Here is a 13,456-nt window from a genome sequence, read left to right on the forward strand (position 1 = left end):
TCAGGCGCGATGTTTCTCTTCAAACTCGAACCCGCGCAAGCCCGGATCGAGAGGAGTCGGAGACAGCTCATACGTCGCTTTGCGCAGGAAATCCATCATTCCTTTGGCATCCCCGGTCAAAGGGTCAAGTTTGTCGCGCCCGATCGCCTCCCCGATCACCACCCGCACCGGTGTATCGACCCGCTTGTGAAATTCCTTGATCAAGAGCCCCATGCGCAACGTAGCGTGCAGATGGCTGGCGATCTGAAACAAGCGCGAAGTGTGGCCGTCAAAATAGACCGGCACCACAACCGCATCGGATTTGGCAATCATCCGCGCGGTAAAGCTGCGCCAGCCCGGATCCATCGGCCGGGCAAAGGGCGTTGCTCCCGTGGAAACCGTGCCGCCCGGAAAGATCCCGATGGCGCCGCCCTGCCCCAGATAGCTGAGCGCCGTTTTGCGGGTCTCTAGGTTGGTGCGCAGCGCATCCTTGGTTTCGGCAAAATCGATCGGCAGGATGATACGGTTCAGGTCTTCCGACTTGCCGAACACCTGATGCGCCAGAATACGAAAATCCCCGCGCGTTTCGGCAAGGATGTGCCCCATCATCAGCCCATCAAGGATCCCATAGGGATGATTGGCGATCAGAACGACCGGCTTGTCGCGCGGAATATTGGACAGCGCGCCGCCGATGATCTCCAGCGACAGACCATAGCGTTCAGCGATGACGCTCCAGAAACTGCGCCCACCCGCGACCTCCTGCTCATACCCCCGAGCGCGCCGGATCAGCTTCAGACGGCCCGTGGTATTCTCCATCATTCGGATCACCAGACGCCCCGAACGGGTCTGCGCCGAATGCGCGTAAGAGATCTCCCGCGCGATCTGGCGCGCGCTGGACCGGATTTTTCCAGGACGGGATTTCCTTGATTGGGTATTGCCGGACAGTTGCTGCATCTCGGACATGGGCTGGGTCTTTCTGGACGGAATCACCAAGGTGACCGGTTAGGCATAACAGCATCTCAGATCCCCGTAACAGACTCATGACCGGTCTACGGCAGGATCCCGCGCCCTGCCCCAGAACGCAGCAGCGCCGCGCAGATGCGCGGCGCCGGGCCCAACGGGCAAGAGGCAGCCGTCCGGCTGTCACCTGCCGGGCGGGAGAACACCCCTGCGGCTTATTCGGCCGCTTTCTTCATCGGAGCACCGCCCTGACGCAGAACCGCCAGCAGTTCTTCGCGTCGTTTCGCCGCCTTCTGCTCGCTTTCCATCTTCACCGGACCAAAGCCACGGATCTGCAGCGGCAGTTCGGCCAGAGCGACCAGCGGGTCCATGATCTCAGGCGAGGCTTTTGCCAGCCATTCCTTCATGTCGCGCTCGTATTGCTTGATCAGCGCCCGTTCCATCTTGCGCTCGGCGGTATAGCCAAAGATATCGAGCGGCGTGCCGCGCAGACCTTTGAACTTCGCCAGCAGCTTCAGACCGCGCTCCATGCTTGGGCCGAAACGGCGCTTTTTCGGGCGTCCGTTAGCGTCAACCCCGCCCAGGATCGGCGGCGCCAGATTGTAAGAGATCTTCAGATCGCCCTCAAACTGCGCCTCGGCCTTCTCGCGGCTGCTCAACAACAGACGCGCCACCTCGTATTCGTCCTTATAGGCCAGCAGCTTGTGATAGCCCTTGGCGACGGCTTCCTTCAGGCGTGCATCGTCGATGCCATCCAGCATCTTCATATAGCGTTTGGCCAGCCCCTTGCCCTGATAGGCGGTCAGATGATCCTGCCGATAGGCGATCTTTTCATCCAGCGTCTTGGGCAGCTCCACTACGTTGGCGGGCTTGATCAGCTTGGCCACCTCTTCGGGGTGCAGCACCGCCCAGCGACCGATTTCAAAGGCACGCAGGTTCTTTTCCACCGCAGCGCCGTTCAGCTCGATCGCCTGGGTGATTGCCTCAAGGCTGACCGGGATCAGACCGCGTTGGAAAGCCCCGCCAAAGACCATCATGTTGGAGAAGATCGAATCTCCCATTGTGGCCTGCGCAAGCTGCGATGCGTCGAACATATCGAGCCGCTCGCGCAGGCGTGCCTCCAGCGCCACCTCAAGCCGGTCAGTGGGGAGCTGGAAATTGGTGTCGCGAGTGAAATCGCCGGTGATGATCTCGTGGCTGTTCACCACACCGCCGGTCTGACCTGTGCGCATCAACCCAATGGTCTTGGCGCCCGCACTTACCACCAGATCGCCACCGATCAGCGCGTGCGCCTCACCAGTGGCGACGCGGATGGCGCTGATGTCATCAGGGCTTTCGGCAATGCGGCAGTGGATATGCACCGCGCCGCCCTTTTGTGCGAGGCCTGCCATCTCCATCATGCCGGCACCTTTGCCGTCGATTTGGGCAGCCTGCGCCAGCACCGCGCCGATGGTCACAACGCCAGTCCCACCAACGCCGGTGATCACCACGTTATGGGTACCGTCGATCTTGGGCAGGTCGGGCATCGGCAGATCGGGCAGCTTCAGCTCAGCCGTGGCCTCCTTGCGGATCTTGGCGCCTTCGATGGTCAGGAAGGACGGACAGAAGCCGTTGAGGCAAGAGAAATCCTTGTTGCAGGAGGATTGATCAATCGCCCGCTTGCGGCCCAGTTCGGTTTCCTTGGGAACGATAGAGACACAGTTGGATTGCACCCCGCAATCGCCGCATCCTTCACAAACGTCCGAGTTGATGAACACGCGCTGATCGGGATCGGGGAACAGGCCCCGCTTGCGACGGCGGCGTTTTTCGGCGGCGCAGGTCTGGACATAGATGATTGCAGAAACGCCTTCGACCTCTTCCATCTGCTTTTGCACGTTCATCAGCTCGGCCCGCTCATGGGTGGGAACCCCGGCTGGGAACTGCTTGAAATCGATCTCTTCTTTCTCGTCATAAACGATGGCAAGATGCTCCACCCCCATCGCCTTCAGCTCATGCGCGATGCGATAAGCGCTGAGGCCGCCCTCATTGCCCTGACCGCCAGTCATGGCCACCGCATCGTTATAGAGGATCTTGTAGGTAATATTGGTGCCTTCGGCCAGTGCGGCACGGATCGCCTGCACGCCGGAGTGGTTATAAGTGCCATCGCCAAGGTTCTGGAACACATGCTTGCGCTTGGAGAACGGCGCCTCGCCGATCCAGTTGGCGCCTTCGCCGCCCATATGGGTAAAGCCCATGGTCTCCCGGTCCATCCACTGCACCATGAAGTGACAACCGATCCCGGCATAGGCACGGCTGCCCTCAGGGATCTTGGTCGAAGAATTGTGCGGACAACCCGAGCAGAAATACGGCAGGCGCGCAGCGATTTCTTCGGCGTTGTCGGCGCGGCGCGCCTCGTCCAGGCTGGCCAGCCCGGCGCGGATTGCTTCGGTGTCGCGGCCCTCTTCGATCAGAATCTCGCCCAGCTTCTCGGCGATCATGATGGGGTCGAGCGCATAGCGCGTCGGGAAGAGTTCCGGCCCGTGCATGGAGCCCGCTCCGCCGCCCTTGTGCCAGCCGTAAACCCGGCGACCACGGCGGTCGTCAAAGATCGCCTCCTTGATCTGCACCTCGATCAGCTTGCGCTTTTCCTCGACCACGACGATCAGATCCAGACCTTCGGCCCAATCGTGGAAGCCCTTCATGTCCAGCGGCCAGACCTGACCGACCTTGTATGTGGTGATGCCCAGACGTTCGGCCATCGCCTCATCGATATTCAACAGAGACATGGCGTGAACCAGATCCAGCCAGTTCTTGCCCGCGGCCACGAAACCGATCTTGGCACCGGGTTTGCCCCAGATACGTTTGTCCATCTTGTTGGCGTGGCTGAATGCCTCGGCAGCAAAGCGTTTCTGGTCGATGATCCGGTCTTCCTGCTGAAAACGGTCATCCACCAGGCGGATATTCAGCCCATCCGGCGGCATGGCGAAATCGGGGGTAACCAGTTTCACCCGGTCCGGGCTTGCATCCACGACCGAAGTTACCTCGATGGTGTCCTTCATCGTCTTGAGGCCGACCCAGAGACCGGAAAACCGGCTGAGCGCGTAGCCATAAAGCCCGAAATCTAGGATTTCTTGCACACCAGCGGGGCTGAGGATCGGGAGGTAGGCATCCATCAGCGCCCATTCGGACTGGTGCAGCACGGTGGAGCTTTCGCCGGTGTGGTCGTCGCCCATCGCCACCAGCACGCCGCCGTTTTTGGAGCTGCCTGCCATATTGGCGTGGCGGAAGGCATCGCCAGCACGGTCAACGCCCGGCCCCTTGCCATACCAAAGGCCGAATACGCCGTCGAATTTGCCTTCACCACGGATTTCGGCCTGTTGCGCGCCCCATAGGGCGGTGACGGCCAGATCCTCGTTCAAACCGTACTGAAAGGTGACATCGGCCTCTTTCAGCTGCTTTTCGGCCCGGCTCATCTGCATGTCGACAGCGCCAAGCGGCGATCCGCGATAGCCGGTGACAAGCCCAGCAGTGTTGAGACCGGCAGCCGTGTCCCGCGCCTTCTGCATCAGCATCAGGCGCACAAGCGCCTGCGTGCCGTTCAGCATGACGGGCGATTTGCTCAGATCATATTTGTCATTCAACGAGATCTTTTGCGTGCTCATCCGGTCCTCCCAACCACAACTGGCTTGCAATAATTTCCATCGATATTAGGTCACAAATACTGACCTGTATACCCACTGTTGTCAATATCCCCCTCCGGAAGCGCGCTTCTGCATTCGGAAATTGATCCAAGTGTCAGGTTTCATATAGGCTGATATGGGCACAACGAAAGTAACGGATATGGACTGGGACAAGCTTAGAATTTTTCACGCCGTGGCAGATGTCGGCAGCCTGACCCACGCCGGGGACAAGCTTAACCTGTCGCAATCCGCGGTCAGCCGCCAGATTCGTGCGCTTGAGGAAAGCCTGAACGCGACGTTATTTCACCGTCACGCGCGCGGGCTGATCCTGACCGAACAGGGCGAGCTGCTGTTTGACGCGACTAAATCCATGTCCAAACGGCTCGAAGCGGCTTCGGCCCGGATCCGCGACAGCGAAGACGAAGTGTTCGGGGAATTGCGCGTCACCACGACATTCGGCTTTGGCACACTGTGGCTTGCACCCAGGCTGACGAAGCTCTTTGAGCAATATCCCAATCTGAAAATCGACCTGATGCTGGAAGAGCGGGTTCTGGACTTGCCCATGCGCGAAGCCGACGTTGCGATCCGGATGAAAGAGCCGAGCCAGGCGGACCTGGTGCGCAAGCGACTGATGACGGTTCAGATGCGACTTTATGCGTCTCGCGCATATCTGGACCGCAACGGCACGCCGCAGACCGCCGAAGATATCAAGAACCACCGTCTGATCTGCCAGAACCAGAATTCGGCACAGGTCGGTTCTGCCGCTGTGCTGGTCCAGAAACTGATCACCCACGGTCCCGGCTCGATGCTGTCGGTCAACAACTACTTCGGGGTCCTGCAGGGCGTGCTTCACGATCTGGGAATCGGCATCCTGCCTGACTATGTCACCGAGGATTTCCCCGATCTGGTACAGGTTTTGCCGCACGAGGACACCAGTGGTGTGCCTGTCTACCTGGCCTATCCGGAAGAATTGCGTCACTCACAGCGGGTGTCAGCTTTCCGCGATTTCGTGCAAACCGAGATCATGGCGCACCGCAAACATATGAAAGAGATGGGGAAACTCTGACCTTAGGTCAGCAGGCGTTAAGCTATGCATAACATGCATACCAGAAATGACGCAATTTGAGACGGAAAATTCTTGAAGCAGAGAAGCTCTATCCCTAAATGACCCTCATGAAGACGGCGCCAAGGCGCACTTCATACCTCCCTGTTGGACTTCGGCCGAGCTTAGTGCTCGGCCTTTTTTTTGGCCATTTGGTCCAGCTCCTGAGGCTTTCGATCAGGTCTCACGCCACTCGGAAGTGCCGGACACATTCAACGTCTCGCATCCACACCGCCAGCTGCAACCCTTTCCCCGGTGATCATTGCCCAGTTTTCTCACGTGCACGGATAATGACGGCATTTTCCGGCCCCCAATGACGACCTGCACATTTTTCAGGCAATTCGAGCATGACACCCCTCCTCAAGCCGGACCTTCTCACAGCGACGAAACGCCCTGCCTTCAATGATACATACGCTTTGCCCTTCCCCCGTGCGCTTCCTTGCCCTAAAAGGCGCGCAACCGCAGCCACTGGGGATACGACACGGATGCAGGAACCAGCAATCACGCCCGAACTGATTGAAAACCACGGACTGAACTCCGAGGAATATCAACTGATCCTCGAAATCATCGGACGGGAACCCACCTTTACCGAGCTGGGCATCTTCTCGGCGATGTGGAACGAGCACTGCTCTTACAAGTCGTCCAAGAAATGGCTCCGCACCCTGCCGACCGAGGGGCCCCAGGTCATCTGCGGTCCGGGTGAAAATGCCGGTATCGTCGATATCGGCGATGGCGATGCGGTAGTCTTCAAGATGGAAAGCCACAACCACCCCTCTTACATCGAACCCTATCAGGGTGCGGCAACCGGGGTTGGCGGCATCCTGCGGGACGTCTTTACCATGGGCGCGCGGCCAATCGCCTCGATGAACTCGCTGTCCTTTGGTGAGCCGTCCCACCCCAAGACCCGGCAGTTGGTCAACGGTGTGGTCGAAGGCATCGGCGGTTACGGCAACTGTTTCGGTGTGCCCTGCGCAGGCGGCGAGGTCCGCTTTCACTCTGCCTATAACGGCAACTGCTTGGTGAATGCATTCGCTGCGGGTCTCGCAAAGACCGACAGCATCTTCTACTCCGCCGCATCCGGCGTCGGCATGCCGGTGGTCTACCTTGGCGCCAAGACCGGACGTGACGGCGTCGGCGGCGCCACTATGGCCTCGGCCGAATTCGACGACACCATCGAGGAAAAACGCCCCACCGTTCAGGTTGGCGACCCCTTCACCGAAAAACGCCTGATGGAAGCGACGCTGGAGCTGATGCAGACCGGCGCGGTGATCTCGATCCAGGACATGGGCGCGGCCGGCCTCACTTGTTCGGCGGTGGAAATGGGCGACAAGGGTGAGCTTGGCATCAAGCTGAACCTCGAAGACGTACCCCAGCGTGAAGAAGGCATGACCGCCTATGAAATGATGCTGTCGGAATCCCAGGAGCGGATGCTGATGGTGCTGAAGCCCGAGAAAGAGGCCGAAGCCAAGGCCGTGTTCGAAAAATGGGACCTCGATTTCGCCATCGTCGGCGAAACAATCGCCGAGGACCGCTTCCTGATCCAGCACAACAACGTGGTGATGGCCGACCTGCCGCTGTCGAAACTGGCGTCCTCTGCGCCTGAATACGACCGTCCTTGGGTCGAAACGCCCGCCGCAGAACCGCTGACCGATGCGGATGTGCCCACTATCGATCCGATCGACGGCCTGAAGGCGCTGATTGCCTCACCGAACTACGCAGGCAAACAGTGGGTCTATGAACAGTACGACACCACCGTGATGGGCGACACCGCCCGCCGCCCCGGCGCGGGCTCCGGCATCGTCCGGGTGCATGGCACCGGCAAACAGTTGGCCTTTACCAGCGATGTGACGCCGCGCTACGTCAAAGCGAACCCCTTTGAGGGTGGCAAACAGGCGGTAGCCGAGGCTTACCGTAACCTCTCTGCCGTGGGCGCCCTGCCTCTGGCGACGACCGATAACCTCAACTTCGGCAACCCGGAAAAGCCCGAGATCATGGGCCAATTCGTCGGCGCCATCAAAGGCATCGGCGAAGCTGTTGCTGCGCTCAACATGCCGATCGTGTCGGGCAACGTCTCGCTTTATAACGAGACCGACGGACAGGGCATCCTGCCCACCCCAACCATCGGTGCCGTGGGTCTGATCGCCGAGGGCGAAGAGCCGATCACCGGTGAAGTGCGCGAAGGCCATATCGCCCTGCTGATCGGTGAAACCACTGGCCACCTGGGTCAGTCGGCCCTTCTGGCGGAAGTCTTCAACCGCGAGGACGGAGATGCGCCGACGGTGGATCTGGAAGCGGAAAAGCGTAACGGCGAATTCATCCGCGCCAACCGCGAGCTGATCAAGGCCTGCACCGATCTGGCGGATGGCGGTCTGGCGCTGGCGGCCTTTGAACTGGCCGAGGGCGCTGGCGTTGGGGTGCAGATCGATGCCGGTGACACCCCGACCCTGTTTGGCGAAGATCAGGCCCGTTATCTGGTCGCCTGCAACTTTGATCAGGCCGAAGGTCTGATGCTGGCAGCCGGTCAGGCCGGTGTCAGCGTCACCACCGTGGGCCGTTTCACCGGTGACACGGTAAAAATCGGTGGCAGCGAAGCGCCGCTGGAAGAGCTGTCGCAGATTTTCCGCAGCAGCTTTGCCGAGGCCGTCGCCTGATATCAAACACAAACGGGCGCCCTCCCGCGCCCGCAGGTGCCCTTGCCTATGGCAAGCCCCCCCCTTTTCGGCCTTGGGCCCGGCAGCGCGCATCGCGCGCTGCCGGGCCCAACTCGCACGGTCTGATTTTCAATCAGGTCTTGCGCGGCGGGAGCATCTCCCTGCTTGAACTGCCTCTCCGTCGGGCCTACATTTTTAGCGAACAGAACCACGAGGATCCCACGCAATGCCCATGCAGGCCCATGAAATCGAAGAGCTTCTGCGCGCATCCTTTCCCGATGCCCAAATCCAGGTCGGTGGCACCGACGGCGTGCATATGTCCGCGATGGTCGTCGATGAAAGCTTTCGCGGCAAGAACCGTGTGCAGCAGCAGCGCGCCGTTTACGCGGCCCTAAAAGGCAAAATGGACGGCGCCAATGGTGAGTTGCACGCCCTTGCCCTGACCACCAAAGCGCCCGAGTAGCACACATGTCGCTGTTCATGTCCTTTCTGGTGGTCGGCGTTATTGTGATGACGGCAGTTGTTGCCGTCATCGGTCAACGACGCGCACCAACGGAAGAAGACGACAGCGACCCGGACTATCACACCCTGCGCTCGGACTATCAGTCCGGCATGGGCGGTGGATCTGTCAGGACCTGGAAGGTCCCCAAGGACCCGCAGGAATATGCCCGCCTCTTTGTTCCCAAAGACAAGAGCTGAGCGCGCAGAGCCTCACACATCCGTTCCCCAGCCCGGATTGGAATTCTCCGCATTATTCCCTATATCTCGGGCAGCAGAACAACGGCACATCCGCCAGAAGGAAACGCAACATGAGCGACGCAAAAACCCGCATCGACGAAACCGTCAAATCCAACGACGTGGTTCTTTACATGAAAGGCACCAAGGACATGCCGCAGTGCGGCTTCTCTTCCCGCGTGGCCGGTGTTCTGAACTACATTGGCGTTGATTATACCGACGTCAACGTGCTGGCCGACGAAGAGATCCGCGCCGGGATCAAGGATTACTCGGATTGGCCGACCATTCCGCAGCTTTATGTCAAAGGCGAATTCGTCGGCGGCTGCGACATCATCACCGAAATGACCCTGTCCGGTGAGCTCGACGGCATGTTCGAACAGAACGGCGTCAGCTTTGACAAGGCCGCAGCAGATAAGATCCGCGAAGCCAACGGTTAAGCCGCACGACCAGACAACATGAAAAAGGCCTGTCCGCAGCACGCGTGACAGGCCTTATTTACGTTTCGGACTCGCACATTCGGCGAGCGACATCGAAAACCGATCGCCCCCGACAGCGCAGCGCCCCGCCGCCTATTGCGCGGCAGAGGCCTTTTCTTCGATCTCCTGCGCCATGGCTTCGGCGCGGGCGGCCAGTTCGGCCAGGGTTTCAGCCACCTGAGGGGGCACAACAGGCACTTCAATCCGCTCCGGCTCCGGCGCGGGCTGTGCCTTCAGCGCGGCCAGTTCTGCCTCGCGCTCAGCCAGTACCGCCTCGACTTCCTTGATGCGGTCCTCGACCGCTGCGGTCTTGTCCGCCAGCATCAGCCCCGCCATCAGCAGCATGCGCGCTTCGGGCATACGGCCAATCTGGTCCGACAGCACCTGCGCCTCATCATCCAGCATCTTGGCCGCAGAATGCAGATAACTCTCCTCGCCTTCCTGGCAGGAGACCTCGAAACCGCGGCCGCCAATATGAATGGTCACTTCGGGCATCAAATTTCCTCTCCTTCGGGCAGGTTGGGCGCTGCCGCCAGCAGCGGTTCAAGCCGGGCCAGAACCGCGTTCACCTGCGCCTTGTCACTCGCCTGTGCGGCGCGCAGACCGTCGATCTCTGCTGCCATCGCCGCATTGATCAGCCCTGCATCGCCCAGGCCTTCGGCATTGGCTTCGCGCAGGGCAGCGTTGGATGTACGGAGCTGTTCGTTGGCCAGGCGCAATTGCTGCAATTCCGTGTCCAGTCGCTGCAGCACCTCCTCGTCAGTGCCGCCGCTTTCACCATCCGCAGTTTCGGAAGCGGACGTTTCCTGAACGGATCCGGCTTCAGACAGCTGAGCTGTGAGTTCCGCATTGGCGGCCTCGAGCTGTTCAATCCGGTCCTCAAGGCTTTCTTTCTCGGTGGCCGCCGAATTGGCTGCGCCTTCCATTTGCGCCTTCAGCCGCGCCACTTCCTGTTTCAAGGCTTCGGCCTGCGGGGCATTTGCAGCCTCATTCCGCAATAGCTCGAGCTCGGCCTGCATTGCAGCGATATCACCCGAGGCATCTGCCGTAGACGCCGCCGGTGCCTGCTCTTCCAGCTCTTTCAACCGCCCGCGCAGGACCTTGACCCGTTCGGTCAACTGGGCATTGGCGACCCGTTCTTCGTCCAGCGCCTGTTCCAGCGCGCTGGTATCGGCCGCCGCAACGGCCTTGGCCTCGGCCGAGCTGCGCGCTAGTTCAAGTGCGCCGACACCCGTCCCGATCCGGTCCATTGCGGCCAGGATCCGGCCCTGCAAGTCTTCAATCTGCTTCATGCCTGTCCCTCACCCGTCCATCTCGCTGGCGCGATCTTCGCGCTGCCTCCTGCCGTGCCGGTTTGCACCTCTGCTTTGCACCGCTGTGCGAATCGCACATGCCTGCCGATCATACGCGCAGCTTCACCCTTGCAGGAGTAAAACACCGCCTCTTTGCTTTCAAGCACTTGCAAGCGGTCCTTCGCGTTCGAAACACAGAAACGCCTGCCAACGCTTGATCTTTGCCCCATCACTGGTATTCAGCGGCTCATCAGCCTGCCAACCTAAAGGAACAGTTCAGTGGATCTGACAGCCCTGCGCACCGCAAATCCCGAGCATTGGAACAAGGCCGCCGCCATTCGCGCCCTGACCCTTGATGCCGTCGCTGCCGCAAACTCCGGCCACTCCGGCATGCCGATCGGCATGGCCGATGTGGCCACCGTCCTGTTTGAAAAGCACCTAAAATTCGACGTAAAGGCCCCCAAATGGGCCGACCGTGACCGGTTCATCCTCTCGGCAGGCCACGGCTCCATGCTGATCTATTCGCTTCTCTATCTCATGGGCGATGAGCAGGTGACGCTGGATCAGATCAAGAACTTCCGTCAGATGGGTGCGCTGACCGCGGGCCATCCGGAAAACTTCCTGATCGATGCGGTGGAAACCACCACTGGTCCGCTGGGTCAGGGCATCGCCAACGCCGTCGGCTTTGCCATGGCCGAGGAAATGCAGCGCGCCCATTACGGCAAGAAGGTCGTCGATCACAACACCTATGTAATCGCAGGCGACGGCTGCCTGATGGAGGGCATCAGCCAGGAGGCCATCGGCATTGCCGGTCGTCAGAAACTGGGCAAGCTGATCGTGCTGTGGGACAACAACAACATCACCATCGACGGCTCGGTTGAACTCTCTGACCGCACCAACCAGATCCAGCGCTTCAAGGCCTCCGGCTGGCACGTGCAGGAAATCGATGGTCACGATCCCGAAGCCATCGACGCGGCAATCACCGCCGCGAAGAAGGCGCAGAAACCCTCGATGATCGCCTGCAAGACGCATATCGCCCTTGGCCACGCCGCGCAGGACACCTCCAAGGGTCACGGCGCACTGACCGATGCCGAGCAGCTGAAAGCCGCCAAAGAAGCCTATGGCGCTCCGCTCGGCGCCTTTGAGGTCCCCGCCGAGGTCAAAGCCCAGTGGGAAGCCATCGGCACCCGTGGTGCCGCTGACCGCGCGGCCTGGGAGGCGCGCTTTGCCGAGCTGTCCAAGCAGAAACAGGAGCGATTCAACCGCGCCTACGCGCTGGAAGCGCCGAAAAAGCTCTCTGCTGCCATCAAGGCCCTGAAAAAGCAGATCAGCGAAGAGCAGCCCAAGGTCGCCACCCGCAAATCCAGCGAAATGGCGCTGGCGGTGATCAACCCCTTGATGCCGGAAACCGTGGGCGGCTCGGCCGACCTCACCGGCTCCAACAACACCAAGACCGGCGACCTCGGTGTCTTTGACACCGACAACCGCAAGGGCCGCTACGTCTATTGGGGCATCCGTGAGCACGGCATGGCCGCTGCGATGAACGGCATGACGCTGCACGGCGGCATGCGCCCCTATGGCGGCACCTTCTTCTGCTTCACCGATTACGCGCGTCCGTCGATGCGTCTGGCGGCGCTGATGAAGACCCCGACCGTCTTTGTCATGACCCATGATTCCATCGGTGTTGGCGAAGATGGCCCGACCCACCAGCCGGTCGAACATCTGGCGATCTGCCGCGCAACCCCGAACACCTATGTGTTCCGTCCCGCCGATACGGTGGAGGCTGCAGAAGCATGGGAAATCGCGGTTACCGCCAAGGAAACGCCGTCGGTCATGGTGCTGACGCGTCAGAACCTGCCCACCGTGCGCACCGAGCACAAGCTGAGCAACCTCACCGAAAAGGGCGCCTATGTCCTGGCCGAGGCTGAAGGCAAGCGTCAGGTGATCCTGATCGCCACCGGTTCTGAGGTTTCGCTGGCGATGGAAGCCAAGGCCAAGCTGGAAGCCGAAGGTATCGGCACCCGCGTCGTTTCCATGCCCTGCATGGAGCTCTTCGCTGAGCAAGACGAAGCCTACCGCCGCAAGGTCCTGCCCGCAGGCCCCGTGCGTGTTGGTATCGAGGCCGCCGTACGCGCCGGTGGCTGGGACCGCTGGCTGCTGGGAGAGCGTGGCCAGGAGAAGAAAGCCGCATTCGTAGGCATGGACCGGTTCGGCGCCTCCGCACCTGCAGGTGAGCTGTTCGAGAAATTCGGCATCACCGCAGAGGCCACCGTTGCAAAGGCAAAAGAGCTGCTTGGGTGATCTGCGGACCATCCTATCGATGAGATCAGAGGCGCCCCAACCGGGCGCCTCTTTTCATTTCCGACCCGTGAAGTGTGAAGCAAGAACAGACGTCAAGCTGTTGAGGCCACGTCACAATGTCAAAAGCACCGGATGGCCCCGATGTGGCAACACTTGTGAATTCATGAATTTGGATGGGGTTGAGGCTGGTACCCAAGGCCGGACTCGAACCGGCACGCCCGTTAAGGCGGGGGATTTTGAATCCCCTGCGTCTACCATTCCGCCACTTGGGCCTCGGAGCTGTTGTTACCCAAGGCCGCAG

General features: G+C 60.4%; 10 protein-coding genes and 1 tRNA gene. 6 read left to right on the forward strand and 5 right to left on the reverse strand.

Translation table 11 applies throughout. The features are described from left to right. Together AC5SSZ_RS07395 and AC5SSZ_RS07400 are read right to left on the reverse strand one after the other, a co-directional pair. Positions 1-933: a lysophospholipid acyltransferase family protein gene (locus AC5SSZ_RS07395; protein WP_495438324.1), complete on the reverse strand. Its 933-nt coding sequence runs from the start codon at positions 931-933 to the stop codon at positions 1-3. A 221-nt stretch (positions 934-1,154) separates the two neighbouring features. After that, positions 1,155-4,580 (reverse strand): indolepyruvate ferredoxin oxidoreductase family protein, encoded by a 3,426-nt coding sequence (locus AC5SSZ_RS07400; RefSeq protein WP_495437738.1) that lies wholly within the window; start codon positions 4,578-4,580, stop codon positions 1,155-1,157. Between the two features lie 178 nt (positions 4,581-4,758). On the opposite strand from AC5SSZ_RS07400, the gene AC5SSZ_RS07405 reads away from it, so the two are divergent. The 5 genes from AC5SSZ_RS07405 to grxD all read left to right on the forward strand — a co-directional run bounded on the left by AC5SSZ_RS07405 (position 4,759) and on the right by grxD (position 9,523). Continuing rightward, entirely contained in the window at positions 4,759-5,664 is a 906-nt protein-coding gene (locus AC5SSZ_RS07405; protein WP_065273448.1) for a LysR family transcriptional regulator, read from the forward strand. 521 nt (positions 5,665-6,185) lie between these two features. Beyond that, positions 6,186-8,351 (forward strand): phosphoribosylformylglycinamidine synthase subunit PurL, encoded by a 2,166-nt coding sequence (purL, locus tag AC5SSZ_RS07410; protein ID WP_495437739.1) that lies wholly within the window; start codon positions 6,186-6,188, stop codon positions 8,349-8,351. Positions 8,352-8,577: 226 nt separating this feature from the next. Beyond that, positions 8,578-8,814 (forward strand): BolA/IbaG family iron-sulfur metabolism protein, encoded by a 237-nt coding sequence (locus AC5SSZ_RS07415; RefSeq protein WP_065270190.1) that lies wholly within the window; start codon positions 8,578-8,580, stop codon positions 8,812-8,814. Positions 8,815-8,819: 5 nt separating this feature from the next. Then, positions 8,820-9,050: a hypothetical protein gene (locus tag AC5SSZ_RS07420; RefSeq protein WP_065270189.1), complete on the forward strand. Its 231-nt coding sequence runs from the start codon at positions 8,820-8,822 to the stop codon at positions 9,048-9,050. A 110-nt stretch (positions 9,051-9,160) separates the two neighbouring features. Beyond that, positions 9,161-9,523, forward strand: coding sequence for a Grx4 family monothiol glutaredoxin (grxD, locus tag AC5SSZ_RS07425; RefSeq protein WP_274828054.1), 363 nt, complete (start codon positions 9,161-9,163; stop codon positions 9,521-9,523). Positions 9,524-9,655: 132 nt separating this feature from the next. Here grxD and AC5SSZ_RS07430 read toward each other — a convergent pair whose 3' ends face one another. After that, positions 9,656-10,057, reverse strand: a complete 402-nt coding sequence (locus tag AC5SSZ_RS07430; protein ID WP_065270187.1) for a cell division protein ZapA — start codon at positions 10,055-10,057, stop codon at positions 9,656-9,658. Continuing rightward, positions 10,057-10,854, reverse strand: coding sequence for a coiled-coil domain-containing protein (locus tag AC5SSZ_RS07435; protein ID WP_495437740.1), 798 nt, complete (start codon positions 10,852-10,854; stop codon positions 10,057-10,059). The genes AC5SSZ_RS07430 and AC5SSZ_RS07435 overlap by 1 nt, the downstream gene beginning before the upstream one ends. A 279-nt stretch (positions 10,855-11,133) precedes the next feature. Here AC5SSZ_RS07435 and tkt point away from each other — a divergent pair, with 279 nt between their 5' ends. Continuing rightward, on the forward strand, positions 11,134-13,155 hold the full coding sequence (gene tkt / locus AC5SSZ_RS07440) for a transketolase (RefSeq protein WP_495437741.1): 2,022 nt from the start codon (positions 11,134-11,136) through the stop codon (positions 13,153-13,155). A gap of 186 nt (positions 13,156-13,341) precedes the next feature. Here tkt and AC5SSZ_RS07445 read toward each other — a convergent pair. After that, positions 13,342-13,427: transfer RNA gene (locus AC5SSZ_RS07445), tRNA-Leu, on the reverse strand. Positions 13,428-13,456 lie beyond the last annotated feature (29 nt).

Source organism: Phaeobacter sp. CC-HEC084 (assembly GCF_059429255.1).